Origin of the sequence: Sphingomonas sp. YR710 (assembly GCF_900101455.1) — a bacterium.
Classification (GTDB): Bacteria; Pseudomonadota; Alphaproteobacteria; order Sphingomonadales; family Sphingomonadaceae; genus Rhizorhabdus.
This window is the reverse complement of sequence record NZ_FMZJ01000002.1, coordinates 147,621-163,489: the sequence shown is the minus strand read 5'-3', so window position 1 is coordinate 163,489 and position 15,869 is coordinate 147,621. Positions and strand designations below refer to the sequence as shown.

The following is a 15,869-nucleotide window of genomic DNA, read 5'->3' as shown; positions in this document are numbered from 1 at the left end:
GCATAGCAAAGCATGGCTGGCCACACCATGAACAATCCCTTTCTTTCGTCGATAGCCGCGCTCGCTTTGTTGGTCGGTGCGTCGACATTGTCGGGCTGCAGCCGACCGACCGAGGAAGCGCCGCTGCAGGGCACGCGGATCGGCGGCCCGTTCACGCTCACCGATCAGGATGGCAAAAAGGTCAGCGACCGCGATTTCGCGGGCCGGTACCGGATGATCTATTTCGGCTACACATTTTGCCCCGATGCCTGCCCCACCGATGTCCAGCATCTGATGAAAGGCTTCAAACAGTTTGAGCAGAAGGCGCCGGCGCTCGCTGCGAAAGTCCAGCCGATCTTCATTTCGGTCGATCCCGCGCGCGATACGCCGGCGGCGCTCAAGCAATTCGTGCGGGCTTTTCATCCGCGGCTGATCGGCCTGACCGGCAGCGATGCCGAGATCGCGGCGGTCGCGAAGGAATATGCGATCTATTATAAGAAGCAGGACGCTCCGGCTGGGGCCGCCGGCTATCTGATGGATCATAGCCGCCAGACGGTCTTGTTCGGCCCCACCGGCGATCCGATCGCCTTGATCCCGCAGGACAAGGAAGCCGACGTGATCGCCGCCGAACTCGAACGCTGGGTGCGATGAGCGAGCTTATACCCTTCTGGGAGGTCAAGGGCCTCGACGAGATGACCCGCGCCGAGTGGGAATCGCTGTGCGATGGCTGCGGCAAATGCTGCCTCCACAAGCTGGAGGATGACGAGACGGGTGAACTCCATCCCACCAACGTCGCCTGCAAATTGCTCGATCGGCACAGCGGCCGGTGCGGCGATTATAAGCGTCGCAAGATCTTCGTGCCCGAATGCGTGCGCCTGACGCCAAGGGCGCTGCGCGAACTCGATTGGCTGCCGCAAACCTGCGCCTATCGGCTGCTCGATGAAGGCAAGCCGCTGGCCGACTGGCATCCGCTGGTCAGTGGCGATCCCGAATCGGTCCATCGCGCCGGTCAGTCGGTGCGGGGCTGGACGGTCTCGGAGAACGACGTCGGCGATCTCGAGCATCATCTTGTCGATCGCGATATTTAATAAGGCGCCGGAACCGGTCCTGACGTTCGAGGGCGGCGGCCGCAGCCGCGAGCTGGTCGTTCGGCGGATGGCCCAGGCGCGGCGCATGCGGCTGAGCGTCGATCCGCGTGACGGCGGCGTGCGCCTCATTCTGCCGAAACGCGCTTCGATCCGCGATGCCTTGCGCTGGGTCGAGGGCCAGCGCGCCTGGGTGGAAAAGGCGCTGTCGGCGCTGCCGAACCCGCAGCCGATCTGTGAAGGCGTGACCCTGGACGTGGCGGGTGAGACCCTGCGGGTCGAGATCGCTGCGGTGCGCGGCGTGCGGCGCGATGGTGAGCGCCTGCTCGTCGCGGGCCCGCCGGACATGATGGGCCACCGCATCGTGCGCTGGCTGAAGAAGCAGGCGATCGAGCGGCTGGAGGCCGAAACCCGCGAATTCGCGGCGCGCGCCAATGTCAGCGTCGGGCGGATATCGGTCGCCGATCCGCGGGCGCGCTGGGGTAGCTGCTCGTCGACCGGCGATATCCGCTACAGCTGGCGGCTGATCCTCGCGCCGCCGGCCGTTCTCGAATCCACCGTGGCGCATGAGGTCGCGCATCGCCTCCACATGGATCACAGCCCGGATTTCCATGCGGCCGTGCGCCGGCTGCTCGGGCGCGATCCTTTGGCCGAGCGGGCCTGGCTGCGCGCCCACGGCTCGGCGCTCTACTGGTTGGGCCGCGATCCCTGACGCGCGGGCGGCTTGGGCTTGCCGATCACTTCGTCGAGATAATTGGGCGCCAGTTCGGTCGCGGGCTTGCGCACGGGGGGCGCCGGGACCGGTGTCGTCGGGGCTGGCTGCGCCGCGGTTTCGGGCGGAACACCGGCCTCGTCGAGCACCTTGTCCATCGGCGATCCCTCGGGCGGGGTGGCCGCGCCTTCGTCCGGGGCACCGAAATAGGTCTCCTCGTCGGGCTCGAGCTGCCATTCGGGCAAGGTGACCTGGGTCTCGAACGGCTCGACCGGCCGCTTCGCTACCGCAACCTTCATATAATCGGCGAAAGCGCGCGCCGGAGCACGGCCGCCCTGCAGGCCGCCGATCGTCTTGGCATCGTCGCGGCCCATCCACACCCCGGTGGTGATCCCGCTCGAAAATCCGAGGAACCAGCCATCCTTGTTCGATGATGTCGTGCCGGTCTTGCCGGCGACCGGGCGACCGATCTGCGCGGCGCGTGCGGTGCCGGTGTTGACCGCGGTCTGCAGCAGGTCGGTCATTTCCGCTGCAACCCACGGTGCCACCAGCACGCGCGAATCGTCGTTGGGGTGGGTGTAGAGTACCTGGCCCTTGGCGGTCGTCACCTTGACGATGCCATAAGGCACCACCGCGACGCCCTTGCGCGATATCGCGGCGAAGGCGCGCGTCATGTCGATCAGGCGCACGTCGGACGTGCCGAGCACCATCGACGGATGCGTATTGAGCGGGCTGCTGATCCCGAAGCGGTGCGCCATGTCGGCAACCGCCGAGAAGCCGACCTGCGCGCCCAGCTTGGCGGCGACCGTGTTGATCGAGAAAGCGAAGGCGGTGCGCACGTCGATCGCGCCCGCAAATTTGCGGTTGCTGTTGCGCGGGCTCCAGCCTTCGATTTCGACGGGTTCGTCGACCACGGGCGAATCGGGCTTAACGCCTTGCTCAAGCGCGGTCAGATAGACGAACAGCTTGAATGCCGATCCGGGCTGCCGCTCGGCCTGGGTCGCGCGATTGTAGATCGACGATACATAATCGCGCCCGCCCACCATCGCGCGGACGGCGCCATCGCGATCGAGCGACACCAGCGCGCCTTGCGCGCCATCGGGCGCATTGGCCCGGATCGCCTGATCCGCGGCATGCTGCATCGCCGGGTCGATCGTCGTCCATACGTCGATCGGTTCGACGGTTTCGTCGATCAGGTCGTCGAGCTGCGCGAGCGCCCAGTCGGTGAAATAGCGGACGGCGTTCTGATCGGTTTCGGTCGCAAGATGGACGCCCTTGAGATCGGCCTCCTTCGCCTCTTTCTCGGTAATCGCCCCGGCATCCTGCATCACCTCGAGCACGACGGCGGCGCGATCGACCGCAGCCTGGGCGTCGGCGGTCGGCGAATAATGCGACGGCGCCTTCACCAGACCGGCGATGATCGCAGCCTCGCTGAGCTTCAGATTGTTGCCCGAATGGCCGAAAAATTTGCGGCTCGCTGCATCGATGCCGTAGGCGCCGCCGCCGAAATAGACGCGGTTCAGATAGAGTTCGAGTATCTGTTCCTTGCTGAACTTGCGTTCCATCGCGAGCGCCAGGATCACCTCGCGGAACTTGCGGCCGAAGCTGTAGGCGTTGGTCAGGAAGATGTTGCGCGCAAGCTGCTGGGTGATCGTTGAGGCGCCTTGCAGGCGCTTGCCGGTGCCGCGGTTGCGTGCGGCGACCCACACCGATCGTGCCATCCCGATCGGGTCGACACCGGGATGCATGTAGAAGCGCCGATCCTCGACCGCGACCATCGCCTTCTTCATCGTATCGGGGATCTGGTTGCCCGATAGCCAGTCGCCATAGCTCGGCCCGAGCGACACGATCACCGATCCGTCGGCGGCGCGCACGCGCACCATCTGGCCATTCGGGCTCGATTTCAGCTCGTTGAAGCCGGGCAGCGATGCCATCGCGATCATCACCGCGATGATCAGCGCGCCGAGCCCGGCGAGCCCGGCGAACAGCGAATATTTGGCAACGGCCTTCAGCCAGCCCATGAGCGTGTCGATCCTGCGGAAGATGAAGAGGCGGTCATCGCGTGGGCGCCGGAGTTACCGCTTAAGCCCGCTGCTGCCAAGCATCATTGCCACGCCCCCCTGATTGTCGCGCGATTCGTACAGGAGGGGACTTTTCGCTGCGATGAATAGGGGCCGGCCGCGACGCGAAGCAGCAATCGACATCGCGGACTGTGCTGGGATAGTATGTCGGCATGTCGTTCGCTATTTTCCTGCTGAGCGGAGTCGCTAGTTTGGCGCAGGAAAAGGTTGATCCCGATCGATTGGCCGCTGAGTTAGCTGCTGATGGCGACGTAATCCGCTCGCTACGCAACAACGGTGATGAACCGACGAACGTGCGCCCGGTGGACGTGCGCTTTGTCGGTGCCGCCGGCAGTATAGAAAGACTGAGGCAGGCTGCCCCTGGAATGGGCTGGCGGATAATCCAAACGATCGCGCAGGACGATGGCAGTACGGCGCTCGATCTCCAACGCGATCAAACTACTGAGTTGCCTGTGTTAACCGCCCTGACCAAAGAGGCGTTGCAATTAGAGTCGGCTTTTGGAGTCCGCTATGATGGCTGGGGAACGGCGGCCACACCGCGTCGCTAAACAGTTGACCGCAAGCCCGTTGGCATCACCCTCCTTGTCGGCGACGGACCTCGCTTCCTACTCTCCCTTGAAGTCGATCGATGCCGAATTGATGCAATAGCGCAGGCCATTGGGGCCAGGGCCGTCGGGAAAGACATGGCCCAGATGGCCGTCGCACTTCGCGCAGCGCACTTCGGTCCGTACCATGCCATAGCTCACATCGCGATGTTCGACGATCGTCTCGTCCTTGGCGGGCGCGGTGAAGCTCGGCCAGCCGCAGCCCGAATCGAACTTGGCATCGCTTTCGAACAGTTCGATGCCGCAGCCCGCGCAGCGATAGACGCCGTCGTCGTGATTGTTCCAATATTTGCCGGTGAAGGCGCGCTCTGTGCCCGCCTCGCGCAGCACATGATATTGCTCGGGCGTCAGCCGCTTGCGCCATTCCTGTTCGGGGAGATCGAGTTTGTCCATGCGCGCAATGTGTGGGCACCGGCGCGCCGGGTCAAGCACCCAGCCGTCCACATTAAATGCGGTTAGTGTGAGCTTAACCACATAGCGTGGCAAATTTTTCGCATATTTCTGCGCATTGTGATGTCCGTCACTTCGGACGTGGGGATGCGGCCGTATGACCTGTGCAGCGTTGCACAGCGTTAGTATTAGTTGCTTTGCGTATCAGTGCTTCGTGTTGCTCCGACAATTTCGCCAATGTCTCGCTGTTTCGTTTCCGCCGCGAGAACAAGGCCACACAGGCAGCAGAAGCTGTGCCACACGCCCGGCGCTCCGATCCCTTGGAGCGCCGGGCGTGACCATTTTGGGGATGTCTGGCATTTTTAGCATCGGGGGCGCTCAATCGAGCGCGGTGATTCCGATCATGAAATCGCGGGTCGCCCCCGGGGCGATCGGCACGACACCCGGCTTGTCGGCGATATCGCCTTCGAAGCCGGCCGGATCGGAATAGCCCTGCCACGGCTCGATGCAGAGATAGCCGGCCCCCGGCTTGGTCCACAGGCCCAGTGATGGCATGTCGGGATAGTCGACCGCGATCTGCCCGGCCCCCGGTACGCCATAGACGAGCCGCCGGCTGTCCATCGATTCGAAGATCAACGCGTCTTCCACGAACAGATCGTCCGACAGCGCGAGGCGATTCCCGTCGACCGGCGAGGGCCGCGGCGCGGGATCGAGCAGGCCAGCCGAATCGAGGCGACGCACGGGCCCCGGTTCGGGGTGATCGAACAGAATCACATGGTCCGCGCGTTCGCCGCCATCGGGCAGCGGCCAGCGCAACGCCGGATGAAAGCCGAACGAGGTCGGCATCGGCTGATCGCTGCGATTGGTCACCCGCCCCGTCATCATGAGCCTGTTTCCATCGATCGCGAAGATCATGTCGAGGCAGAATGCGAACGGCCAGAGCGCACGTGTCTCATCATCCGATTCGAGCCGCAACGTCACGCTGTCGCCACGCTGCTCGTTCAGCGTGAACGCGCGCCGGCGCGCAAAGCCGTGACGCGGCAGTGCGTAGCTGTGTCCGCCGCAGCGATAGTGGTCGTCGCGAACCGTGCCGACGATCGGAAACAGGATCGGCGCGCGGCCAGACCAGAAGGCCGGATCGCCATCCCACAACAGTTCGCGGCCGTCGCTGGTGGTCAGCCGCTGCAATTCGGCGCCGATCGCGGAAATTTCCGCCGACAGGCCCGCGGACGCGATGCGAAACGGCGTCGACATCGGTGTCAGGCGTCGCTGGCGTCAGCATCCGCCGCTATGTCGCGGAAATAGGCTTCGACCGGGCCGCTGAGCTTGATCGTCAGCGGATTGCCCTTGCGGTCGCGCGTATTGCCGGCGGCAACGCGCACCCAGCCTTCGCTCACGCAATATTCCTCGACATTGTTCTTTTCGATCCCCTTGAAGCGAATGCCGACCCCGCGCTCGAGCAGCGTGCCGTCGAAAAAGGGGCTGGAGGGGTTGATCGAGAGGCGGTCGGGAGGCGTGTCGGTCATAAGTATCGAAATCCGGTTGGGTATGATCGGTTCCCCTTAGAGGGATTTCGAGCAGGATGAAATCATCTGGCGACCCGGAAATCGCGACCGGCAAAAACGCGATGTTCCCGGGCCACTGGCACGGAGATTTTCAGCCCGTGGTTGACCAGGGCGGCTTCAGAAAGGCGGCGGCCAGAAAGTCGATCAGCACCCGCACGCGCGCCGGCCGCAGCGCCGTCGGCGGTGTTACCAGATGCAGCGCGTTGGATCGCGGTGCCCAGTCGCGCAGCACCTCCTCCAGCCGGCCGTCGGCCAGCGCCTGCCACGCCAGGAAATCCGGCAGCGGGCAGATACCGGTGCCGGCGATCAGCGCATCGAGCATCACGTCGCCATTGTTCGATCGGATCGGCCCGCTGACCTCAACGCTGAGATCGCCATGTTCGGTATGGTGGAAATGCCACCGGCCCGGCTGGCGAACATGCGAATAGGTGAGCGCCGGATATTGTTCGAGGTCGCGCGGATGGCTCGGTCGACCGAGCCGATCGAACAAAGCCGGCGCGCCGAGCAGCGGCAGCCGCACCGGAAACAACCGCCGCGCCTTCAGCGCCGAATCCTCGAGCGAACCGATCCGGAGCGCAATATCGAACCCCTGTTCGATCAGGTCGACGCGCGCGTCGCTCAGGTGGAGATCGATCGATATATGGGGGTAGGTGCTGCAGAACAGCGGCAACAAAGGGCGCAGATGCGCGATGCCGAAAGACATCGGCGCCGCCAGCCGCACCAGCCCGCGCGGCTCGGATCCGCGCTCCGAGATCGCTTCCTCGATCGCCTCGCCATCGGCCAGGATGCGGCCGGCGCGTTCCTGCGCCATTACCCCGCTTTCGGTGAGTGACAATTTCCGCGAACTGCGATGGAAGAGCGGCGTTGCCAGCCGTTGCTCGAGCCGCGATATCGCCTTGGACACAGTCGCCTTCGAAAGCGCCAGGTCGGTGGCGGCGGCCGAAAAGGATCCGCGCTCGGCGACCTTCGCGAAAATGGCCCAGGCCTCGAAATCGGGAAGATGCGCCATTGTGCCCCAATCGGAAACGATGAGTTTCGATCATCTCCATTTATTAGTCCGCCCGCAAGGGTAAACAGGCTCCGAAGCGCCCGAGCGGGTGCAACCCATTACGGAGGCCGACATGGCAAAGATCCTGGTGCTCTATTATTCCACCTACGGCCATATCGAAACGATGGCAGAAGCCATCGCCGAGGGCGCCCGCAGCACGGGCGCGATCGTCGACGTCAAGCGCGTTCCCGAGACGGTTCCCGAAGAAAGTGCCGTCCGCAACCATTTCAAGCTCGATCAGAAGGCGCCGATCGCCACGGTTGCCGATCTCGAAAATTATGATGCGATCATTGTCGGCACGGGCACCCGTTTCGGCCGGATGTCATCGCAGATGGCGGCATTTCTGGATCAGGCTGGCGCCCTGTGGGCGCGCGGTGCGCTGAACGGCAAGGTCGGCGCCGCTTTCACCTCCAGCGCCACCCAGCATGGCGGCCAGGAAGTGACGTTGTTCTCGATCATCACCAACTTGCTGCACTTCGGCATGACGATCGTCGGCCTGCCCTACAGCTTTCAGGGCCAGATGCGGAATGACGAGGTCGTCGGTGGCAGCCCTTATGGCGCAACCACGATCGCCAATGGCGATGGATCGCGCCAGCCGAGCGAAACCGAGATCGAAGGCGCAAAATTTCAAGGCCGACATGTGGCCGAAATCACAGCGAAGCTTTTCGGGTGAAGAGATAAGACCATCGAAATATGGAGGACGACGTGGCAAGCCTAGCCCAGACCAGCAGCCAGAACCGCAAAGCTGTACCGACGCTTTCGGCGCTCGAATGGAAGGTCGTATCGCTCGCGATGCGCGAGGCGGGCGAGCTCGGATGCACGGATGGCCTCAGCCGTTCATGGCTTGGCCGCTTCGTCCGCCGGGCGAGCGGCGCCGCCCCGAAGATGCCGCTGGCCGATCCGCAACTTGAAACGCTGCGCCGTTTCGTGTGCCGCGTGCGCGGTCGCGCCGATGTGTCGGATCTTTCCAATCGCCTGACCGAATTTGGCTATAGCCAGAACCAGATCTCCGCCGTGGCGATGCTCGCACGATAATTTCTTCAGTCAGGGTTGCGGAGCATCGCCCCCCCCCCCCCCCCCCCCCCCCCCCCCCCCCCCCCCCCCCCCCCCCCCCCCCCCCCCCCCCCCCGCTCCGCAACCTGCCCGCGGCCGGCCTTGCTCGCATGATCGAGCGCCGCCGCGGGCGCCCCCAAATCTGGGGCACCACCAAGCCTGTTCAACCGATTCGGATCTCTTTTTGCTCGCGATCGACCTCCGCCGCGTCGCAACCGGCCATGCTCCGTGCGTAGATGCGCGGCTTGAAGGCCTGATGATATGTGGCAACATGGCTGAGGCAATACAGGTCGTAAAATGCCTGCCGATCCGGGATCGGTGCCATCTTCTCCAACGCTTCCACCAGACCTTTGTCCATCCATGAGAAAGCGATGTCGAAGCTTCGCACATGGCCATCCTTGCCTGTGACCGATCCGCTTTTTCCCCAGGCGCCTGCTGCGTAGGCTGGCGGCTGGCGGGTATCGACCGCCGAGTTGGTTTCGGCCGGATGCGATTTTGGCGTGCGCCGCGGCGCCTTGCGAATCAGATCCTCGTATAAGGCGATGTAATTCTCGGCCATGCGCTCCACGCCGAACCGCGCGGTCGCCGCCTTGCGACACGCTGCCCGGTCGATTTCGCCGATACGGCCGATCGCGGCAATGGCTTCGTCAAAGCTGTCGACGAGAAATCCCGTGACGCCATCGTCGATCAGTTCGGCCATCGATCCGCGTCGATAGGCAATGACGGGTGTGCCGCAGGCCATCGCTTCGACGACCGACAGGCCGAATGGCTCGTCGAAGCCGATGAGATGCAGGAGCGCGCGCGACCTTCCGAGCAAGGCTGCGCGATGAGAGCCGCCGACGACGCCGACATGAACGATCCGATCGCCGTCGATGAAGGGCGCCACTTCGCGCTGATGATAGTCATGGTCCTGGATGATCCCGGCCATTTCTAGTCGATGGCCGGTCGCCATGGCTGCGCGGATCGCGTCGCTGGCCCCCTTGTCGGGATGGATGCGGCCGAAAAACAGCAAATTGGGGCCACCCACGGGATCGAACGGAAAGTCGTCGATATTGATGCCATGGTGAATCGTCGCCGCATAGGTCAGGTCGGGATGGCGATCGGCGTCGCTGATCGCGACATAGGCGACCCGATCGTCATAGCTTCGGAAGATCGGCAGAATTCGTTCCGACGAAAAGCCATGGATCGTCGTGACGACGGGGGTATCGACCAGCCGCGAGAAGGCGAGCGGGACGATATCGGCATGATTGTGGATGATGTCGAATTCATCGGCGCGTTCGAACAGATGCGCGACATGAAGCAGCTCCCATGTCTTCGCATCGATGTCGCGATCCTCCGAATATCCCCGCGCCACGGGCCCGGCGAGATGGCCGGAAGTCATCGAATCCTGTGTCGCGAACAGGGTCACATCGACGCCCTTGGCCACGAGCGCCTCGGTAAGATGGCTCGTTACCTGTTCCCAGGGCCCGTATCCGTGCGGCGGCGTGCGCCACGAGATAGAGCTCAGCATGGCTATACGCACTTCAATGTCCTCGGTCGGAGGGCAGTGCAAAGATTGCGCCCTCATTGGGTCGCATGCTTCGGCCATCGCCCCGCGCGGTCAGCGTGCACAGCAGCGGCGTGGCGCCGTGAACCTGGGCCGGCAGCGCCTGCTCGCGATCGCCGAGGTTGAGTATGATCAGCAGGCGCTCATCGTCATGACGGCGCTCATAAGCGAGGATGTCGCCGACCGCCTCGACCGCCACATATTGCCCGATCGACAGCGCCTCCGACGCGCGCCGCATCGTCAGTAGCCGATGATAGAAATTGACGAGCGATTGCGGATCGCCCTGTTCGGCGGCAACATTGCGCTGCCGCCAATCGCTGTGCAGCGGCAGCCAGGGCACGCCGGTCGTGAATCCGCCATTGTCCGATCGGTCCCAGGCCATCGGCGTTCGAGACGGATCGCGGCCCAGACCCAGGCCCGGCTCGCGCAATTCGCGCGGATCGACGAGCTGCCCGGCGGGGATGGCGACCTCGCCGATGCCGATCTCGTCGCCTTGATAGAGCGTGGGTGTCCCGCGCAGCGTCAGCAGCAGCATCGCCGCGACGCGCGCCTGCGCTTCGCCCAGCCGCGCGGCGACGCGGCGGGCATCATGGCTGCCCAGCACCCAGTTCGGCCAGCCGCCTGGCGGCAGTGCCGCTTCATAGGCATCGATGAATGTCGCCAGCGCGCGCGCCTGCCACGGCGCATCGATCAGGTGGAAATTGAAGGGCAGGTGTACGCCCGGCGCCCCCACGCCATAATAACGCACCAGTTTGTCGAGCGGCAGGCAGATCTCGCCGATCAGCACCCTTTCACCGCCGCGGCCATAGCTATCGGCAAGATCGCGCATTTCGGCGACGATCTCGTGCACTTCGGGCTGATCGGTCGAATGCAACTGCATAACGCTGTGCATCTCGCCCATGGCGGGGCGATAGGCGGGGTTGAGCGGGTTGTCCGGAAAATCTGCCGCCTTCAATATGTGCCACAGCACGTCGATCCGGAACCCATCGACCCCGCGGTCGAGCCAGAACTGAAGGACATCGATCATCGCCGCGCGCAGATCGGGGTTGCGCCAGTTGAGGTCCGGCTGCTCCTTCAGGAAGGCATGGTAATAATATTGCCCGGTGGCGGGATCATATTCCCACGCCGATCCGCCGAAGTCGCTGATCCAGTTGTTCGGCGGCCCGCCATCGGCTGCGGCATCGCGCCAGATATACCAATCGCGCTTCGGATTATCGCGGGACGACCGGCTTTCGGTGAACCAGCGGTGCCGGTCGGAACTGTGGTTGGGGACGAAATCGAGCAGCAGTTTGAGCCCGCGCGCGTGGGCGGCGGCGAGCAGCCGATCGAAATCGGCGAGCGTGCCGAACATGGGATCGATGTCGCAATAATCGGCAACATCATAGCCGAAGTCGGCCATCGGGGATGGAAAAATCGGGGAGAGCCAGATGGCATCAATGCCAAGGCCGACGAGATAATCGAGCCGGCTTTCAATCCCGCTAAGATCGCCGATGCCGTCGCCGTTGCTGTCCTGGAACGATCGCGGATAGACCTGATAGATGGTGCCCCGCTCCCACCAGCGGCGCGCGCCATCCGTGGCTTCGTGGCGGCCGATCGGCTCAATGGCGACATCATCTGCAAGGGTATCGATACGGCAATCTCCCGGTCAGCGGGAGCACGGCGGTCTCTCAGTCGCCGGGATGCTCAGTGAGTCCATCCGGCGATGACCGACCATAGCAGATTGTCGGCACCCTGGCGATGGAGCGCGCCCGATGGCAACCGCAATCGGGCGAATAAGGCAAAGCTCCTCCGGAAGAGATCCTCTGTAGTGGCGTTGCCCACAAAAGTTCGTCATCCCGGACTTGTTCTCTTGGCCGCTTAGATAAGAGCTATTCTATTGAGGTAGCGAATTTTATTAAGCTGAGATCTCCCCTGTATCGTCATCCCCGCGAAAGCGGGACCCATGGACGGCGGTACTAGGGAGCCATCGTGTTCATTCGATTGCCGTGCCCGACGGCAAGCGCAATTGGCTCTCAAAGCCTTGATCGTGCACCGATCGATCAGACGTCCAAATTCGCCACCGACAGCGCATTGTCCTGGATGAACTCGCGGCGCGGTTCGACGATGTCGCCCATCAATCGGGTGAAGATCTCGTCGGCGACATCGGCCTGCTGCACCTCGACCTGCAGCATCGCGCGATTGACCGGGTCGAGCGTGGTTTCCCACAATTGCTCGGCGTTCATTTCGCCAAGACCCTTGTAGCGCTGCACCGACATGCCCTTGCGGCCGGCGGCGAGGATCGCCTCCAGCAGGTCGAACGGCCCGTTGACGGCGGTGCCGCGCGTGTCGATCGCGGGCTCGTCGTCGCTCTCGGCTGCCGCCGCGGCCGACTGGCGGAGCGGAACGAGACGGGCGGTGCGCGCGAACGACTCGGCCTGTTCGCTCGCCAGGCTGTGCAGTTTGCGCGCCTCGGCGGAGCGGATGAAGGCCGGATCGATGATGTGGTGATCGGTCACGCCGCGCCACAGCCGCTTGAGGTGATAGCCGCCTTCCTCCGAGAGGTCGCCTGACCATATGGCCTCCGGATCGGTGCGGCCCAGCCATTCGGCAACGCGCGCCACCGATGCACGATGGCCTTCGTCGTCGGCCTCGGGATCGAGCGCGCCAGTCAGCGACAATGCCTCGATGATCATCGCATCGTAGCGCTTGGGCACGAACCGCATCAGCGATCGCATCCGTCGCGCATGTTCGACCAAAGTGCGCAGATCGTCGCCCGAACGCGCGCCACCGGGGGCCTCGAGGATCATCAGGCCGAGGCCTGCCGTCACCAGATATTCGTCGAGCGCGGCATCGTCCTTCAGATAGACTTCGGACCGGCCCTTCGCGACCTTATAGAGCGGCGGCTGCGCGATATAGAGATGGCCGGCATCGATGATCGGCTTCATGTGCCGATAGAAGAAGGTGAGGAGCAAGGTGCGGATATGCGCGCCGTCGACATCGGCGTCGGTCATGATCACGATCTTGTGATAACGCAGCTTTTCGAGGTTGAAATCGTCGCGGCCGATGCCGGTGCCCATCGCCTGGATCAAAGTGCCGACCTCCTTGGAGGAGAGCATCCGATCGAAGCGCGCGCGCTCGACGTTCAGGATCTTGCCCTTCAGCGGCAGGATCGCCTGATTGACCCGGTTGCGCCCCTGCTTGGCCGAGCCGCCGGCCGAATCACCCTCGACCAGGAACAGTTCGCACTTGCTGGGATCGCGCTCCTGGCAGTCGGCGAGCTTGCCGGGCAGCGAGGCGATGTCCATCACGCCCTTCCGCCGGGTCAGTTCGCGCGCCTTGCGGGCGGCCTCGCGCGCGGCGGCGGCGTCGATGATCTTGAGGACGATCGACTTGGCGTGGGCGGGATTCTCCTCAAGCCATTCCTGCAGCTTGTCGGCCATCAGGCTTTCGAGCGGCTGGCGGACCTCGGACGAGACGAGCTTGTCCTTGGTCTGGCTGCCGAACTTGGGATCGGGCAGCTTGACCGATACGATCGCGGTCAGCCCCTCGCGCATGTCGTCGCCGGTGAGGCTGACCTTTTCCTTCTTCAGCGCGCCCGATTTCTCGGCATAGTTATTGAGCGTGCGGGTCAGCGCGGCGCGGAACGCGGCGAGATGGGTGCCGCCGTCGCGTTGCGGGATATTGTTGGTGAAGCAGAGAACCTGCTCATAATAGCTGTCATTCCATTCGAGCGCGACGTCGATGCCGACATCGTCGCGCTGGCCATGGATCGCCACCGGCTCGGGCATCAACGGCACTTTGGTACGGTCGAGATATTTGACGAATGCCGCAATGCCGCCCTCGTAGAACAGTTCGATCTCGCGCGGCTCGGCATGGCGGCCATCGACCAGGAACAGCCGCACGCCCGAATTGAGGAAAGCGAGTTCGCGGAAGCGGTGCTCGAGCTTGTCGAAATCGAATTCGAGGATCTTGAACGTCTCGGCCGATGGCATGAAGGTCACCTTGGTACCCTTCTTGCCATTGGCGGGCCCGACGATCTTCAGCGGCGCAACGGCATCGCCGCGCTTGAAGCGCATATAATGCTCCTGATCATCGCGCCAGATCGTGAGATCGAGGAAGTCGCTGAGCGCGTTGACCACCGATACGCCCACGCCATGGAGGCCGCCGGAAACCTTATAGGCGTTGGTATCCGATGTGTTGTCGAATTTCCCGCCCGCGTGGAGCTGGGTCATGATCACTTCGGCGGCGGACACGCCCTCTTCGGTATGGATACCGGTCGGAATGCCGCGTCCATTATCCTCGACCGATACCGATCCGTCGGGGTTCAGGGTGATGGTGATGCGATCGCAATGGCCGGCCAGCGCCTCGTCGATGGCGTTGTCCGAAACTTCGAAGACCATGTGGTGGAGGCCTGATCCGTCGTCGGTATCGCCGATATACATTCCGGGGCGTTTGCGGACCGCGTCCAGCCCTTTGAGGACCTTGATGGAATCGGCGTCGTAGGCGTTGTTCTGGGGTTCGTCAGTCATGCCGATTCTATAGCGACGACAATCGGAAAACCCAAACAAAACCGGTTTGGGGCGGGCCCAACTCGCTATCTCACCACGTCATCCCAGCGAAAGCTGGGATCTCGCTCCTTTTTGGCAACGTAAAGAAGAAAGCGAGATCCCAGCCTTCGCTGGGATGACGGTCTTGCCTACCCCTCGATCTGTCCCGCGCGCACGTGCAGCCAGGTCGCGTCATGTCCCAACCCGTCGAACAAGGCCGGCTCGGTGCCCGTCAGCCAGATCTGCCCGCCGCTTCCTGCCAGCCGGTCGAACAAGGCGGCGCGGCGCACGGGATCGAGATGCGCGGCGACCTCGTCCATCAGCAGGATCGGCCGCCGTCCGCTGCGTGCCGCGACCAGGTCGGCATGCGCGAGCACGATCCCGACCAGCAGCGCCTTCTGTTCGCCGGTCGATGCGCGGGCGGCGGGTTGCTGTTTGGCTATATGGGTTACCACGAGATCCTGCCGATGGGGGCCGGCCAGCGTCCGGCCCGCCGCTGCATCGCGCGGGCGCGACTGGCGCAGGGCGGCGGCAAAGATCGCCGAATCGGTGGCGGCCCAACCCTCGATCGCCATGGCGGCGCGTGCGAACGGCCCGTCGCTCTGGCCCGCGATGCGTGCATTGAGCGCGTCGACCACGTCGGCCCGCGCGGCGGCCATGGCCGGGCCATGCTCGGCCATCCGCGCCTCGATCGCGGCGAGCCAGGCCGGATCGGGCCTTTCGTCCTCGCGCAGCAATTTGTTGCGCGCGCGCATGGCCGCCTCGTAGCGGCCGGCATGGACGGCATGCGCCGGGTCGATTGCCAGCACGAGCCTGTCGAGAAACGCCCGGCGCCCTTCGGTCCCCTCGACGAATAGCCGGTCCATCGCCGGCGTCAGCCATAATAGCGACAGCCATTCGCCCAGCGCCGATGCGCCGCTACCCGTGCCGTTGATCCGCACGATGCGGCGCTCGGGTGCGCCGGGGGTGGTGCCGGTGCCCAGGTCGACGTCCCCACCCGCGGCGGCTAGCCGGGCCGCAATCGAAAAGCCGCCCGGTCCGTCACTGCGCGCCATCTCCGTCAATGCCGCGCGGCGCAGGCCCCGCCCCGCGCTGAGCAGCGAGATTGCCTCGAGCACGTTGGTCTTGCCCGCGCCATTCTCGCCTGTCAGCACTACGAAGCCCGGCCCGGGCGCGATCAGCGCTGAGGCGTAGCACCGAAAATCGGTGAGCGAGAGGCGGGTGATGGCCATGGCCGTTTCCTTGGGGGATTTTCCGGTTGAGGGAAAGGACCGGCCGT

The 15,869-nt window shown here is 64.1% G+C and carries 15 protein-coding genes; 6 read left to right on the top strand and 9 right to left on the bottom strand.

The genetic code is table 11. The features are described 5' to 3' along the window. Positions 1 to 12 precede the first annotated feature (12 nt). From BLS13_RS03190 to BLS13_RS03180, 3 genes are read left to right on the top strand one after another with little or no spacing between them, the layout of a single operon-like run. The gene (locus tag BLS13_RS03190) at positions 13 to 630 is read left to right on the top strand and encodes an SCO family protein (RefSeq protein ID WP_093449749.1); all 618 of its coding nucleotides are present in this window, start codon (positions 13 to 15) and stop codon (positions 628 to 630) included. Continuing rightward, positions 627 to 1,067, top strand: a complete 441-nt coding sequence (locus tag BLS13_RS03185; RefSeq protein ID WP_176943410.1) for a YcgN family cysteine cluster protein — start codon at positions 627 to 629, stop codon at positions 1,065 to 1,067. Before BLS13_RS03190 ends, BLS13_RS03185 begins: the two co-directional genes overlap by 4 nt. After that, the gene (locus tag BLS13_RS03180) at positions 1,048 to 1,776 is read left to right on the top strand and encodes a M48 family metallopeptidase (protein WP_256325687.1); all 729 of its coding nucleotides are present in this window, start codon (positions 1,048 to 1,050) and stop codon (positions 1,774 to 1,776) included. The genes BLS13_RS03185 and BLS13_RS03180 overlap by 20 nt, the downstream gene beginning before the upstream one ends. Here BLS13_RS03180 and BLS13_RS03175 read toward each other — a convergent pair. Further along, complete coding sequence (locus BLS13_RS03175; protein ID WP_093449748.1) at positions 1,752 to 3,797, bottom strand: transglycosylase domain-containing protein; 2,046 nt, start codon at positions 3,795 to 3,797, stop codon at positions 1,752 to 1,754. The genes BLS13_RS03180 and BLS13_RS03175 overlap by 25 nt on opposite strands. A 212-nt stretch (positions 3,798 to 4,009) precedes the next feature. Between BLS13_RS03175 and BLS13_RS03170 the strand changes: the two genes are divergently transcribed. Further along, positions 4,010 to 4,405, top strand: coding sequence for a ribonuclease E inhibitor RraB (locus BLS13_RS03170; RefSeq protein WP_093449746.1), 396 nt, complete (start codon positions 4,010 to 4,012; stop codon positions 4,403 to 4,405). A gap of 57 nt (positions 4,406 to 4,462) precedes the next feature. Here BLS13_RS03170 and msrB read toward each other — a convergent pair whose 3' ends face one another. The 4 genes from msrB to BLS13_RS03150 all read right to left on the bottom strand — a co-directional run bounded on the left by msrB (position 4,463) and on the right by BLS13_RS03150 (position 7,426). Beyond that, positions 4,463 to 4,855: a peptide-methionine (R)-S-oxide reductase MsrB gene (gene msrB / locus BLS13_RS03165; RefSeq protein WP_093449745.1), complete on the bottom strand. Its 393-nt coding sequence runs from the start codon at positions 4,853 to 4,855 to the stop codon at positions 4,463 to 4,465. A 375-nt stretch (positions 4,856 to 5,230) separates the two neighbouring features. After that, positions 5,231 to 6,106 (bottom strand): aldose 1-epimerase family protein, encoded by an 876-nt coding sequence (locus BLS13_RS03160; protein WP_093449743.1) that lies wholly within the window; start codon positions 6,104 to 6,106, stop codon positions 5,231 to 5,233. Between the two features lie 5 nt (positions 6,107 to 6,111). Beyond that, entirely contained in the window at positions 6,112 to 6,378 is a 267-nt protein-coding gene (locus BLS13_RS03155) for a DUF3297 family protein (protein ID WP_093449742.1), read from the bottom strand. Between the two features lie 130 nt (positions 6,379 to 6,508). Beyond that, positions 6,509 to 7,426, bottom strand: coding sequence for a LysR family transcriptional regulator (locus BLS13_RS03150; RefSeq protein WP_093449740.1), 918 nt, complete (start codon positions 7,424 to 7,426; stop codon positions 6,509 to 6,511). Between the two features lie 112 nt (positions 7,427 to 7,538). Between BLS13_RS03150 and wrbA the strand changes: the two genes are divergently transcribed. Further along, complete coding sequence (gene wrbA / locus BLS13_RS03145; protein WP_093449739.1) at positions 7,539 to 8,138, top strand: NAD(P)H:quinone oxidoreductase; 600 nt, start codon at positions 7,539 to 7,541, stop codon at positions 8,136 to 8,138. Positions 8,139 to 8,170: 32 nt separating this feature from the next. Next, positions 8,171 to 8,500 (top strand): hypothetical protein, encoded by a 330-nt coding sequence (locus tag BLS13_RS03140; protein WP_256325686.1) that lies wholly within the window; start codon positions 8,171 to 8,173, stop codon positions 8,498 to 8,500. 181 nt (positions 8,501 to 8,681) lie between these two features. Here the strand turns inward: BLS13_RS03140 and BLS13_RS03135 are convergent, their stop codons facing one another. The 4 genes from BLS13_RS03135 to recF form a co-directional block, all read right to left on the bottom strand. Continuing rightward, positions 8,682 to 10,028: a glycosyltransferase family 4 protein gene (locus BLS13_RS03135; RefSeq protein WP_176943409.1), complete on the bottom strand. Its 1,347-nt coding sequence runs from the start codon at positions 10,026 to 10,028 to the stop codon at positions 8,682 to 8,684. 13 nt (positions 10,029 to 10,041) lie between these two features. Further along, positions 10,042 to 11,658: an alpha-amylase family glycosyl hydrolase gene (locus tag BLS13_RS03130; RefSeq protein WP_093449734.1), complete on the bottom strand. Its 1,617-nt coding sequence runs from the start codon at positions 11,656 to 11,658 to the stop codon at positions 10,042 to 10,044. Positions 11,659 to 12,103: 445 nt separating this feature from the next. Continuing rightward, entirely contained in the window at positions 12,104 to 14,572 is a 2,469-nt protein-coding gene (gene gyrB, locus BLS13_RS03125) for a DNA topoisomerase (ATP-hydrolyzing) subunit B (RefSeq protein ID WP_093449733.1), read from the bottom strand. Positions 14,573 to 14,739: 167 nt separating this feature from the next. Further along, a complete protein-coding gene (gene recF, locus BLS13_RS03120; protein WP_093449731.1) occupies positions 14,740 to 15,822 on the bottom strand; it encodes a DNA replication/repair protein RecF in 1,083 nt (360 codons plus the stop codon). Between the last annotated feature and the right edge of the window lie 47 nt (positions 15,823 to 15,869).

Bases quoted from the DNA above. Each gene is read 5' to 3' on its own strand.
- recF (WP_093449731.1), bottom strand. From the start codon at position 15,822: ATGGCCATCACCCGCCTCTCGCTCACCGATTTTCGGTGCTACGCCTCA.
- BLS13_RS03185 (WP_176943410.1), top strand. From the start codon at position 627: ATGAGCGAGCTTATACCCTTCTGGGAGGTCAAGGGCCTCGACGAGATG.
- gyrB (WP_093449733.1), bottom strand. From the start codon at position 14,572: ATGACTGACGAACCCCAGAACAACGCCTACGACGCCGATTCCATCAAG.
- BLS13_RS03175 (WP_093449748.1), bottom strand. From the start codon at position 3,797: ATGGGCTGGCTGAAGGCCGTTGCCAAATATTCGCTGTTCGCCGGGCTC.
- wrbA (WP_093449739.1), top strand. From the start codon at position 7,539: ATGGCAAAGATCCTGGTGCTCTATTATTCCACCTACGGCCATATCGAA.
- BLS13_RS03170 (WP_093449746.1), top strand. From the start codon at position 4,010: ATGTCGTTCGCTATTTTCCTGCTGAGCGGAGTCGCTAGTTTGGCGCAG.
- BLS13_RS03190 (WP_093449749.1), top strand. From the start codon at position 13: ATGGCTGGCCACACCATGAACAATCCCTTTCTTTCGTCGATAGCCGCG.
- BLS13_RS03155 (WP_093449742.1), bottom strand. From the start codon at position 6,378: ATGACCGACACGCCTCCCGACCGCCTCTCGATCAACCCCTCCAGCCCC.
- BLS13_RS03150 (WP_093449740.1), bottom strand. From the start codon at position 7,426: ATGGCGCATCTTCCCGATTTCGAGGCCTGGGCCATTTTCGCGAAGGTC.
- msrB (WP_093449745.1), bottom strand. From the start codon at position 4,855: ATGGACAAACTCGATCTCCCCGAACAGGAATGGCGCAAGCGGCTGACG.
- BLS13_RS03135 (WP_176943409.1), bottom strand. From the start codon at position 10,028: ATGCTGAGCTCTATCTCGTGGCGCACGCCGCCGCACGGATACGGGCCC.
- BLS13_RS03160 (WP_093449743.1), bottom strand. From the start codon at position 6,106: ATGTCGACGCCGTTTCGCATCGCGTCCGCGGGCCTGTCGGCGGAAATT.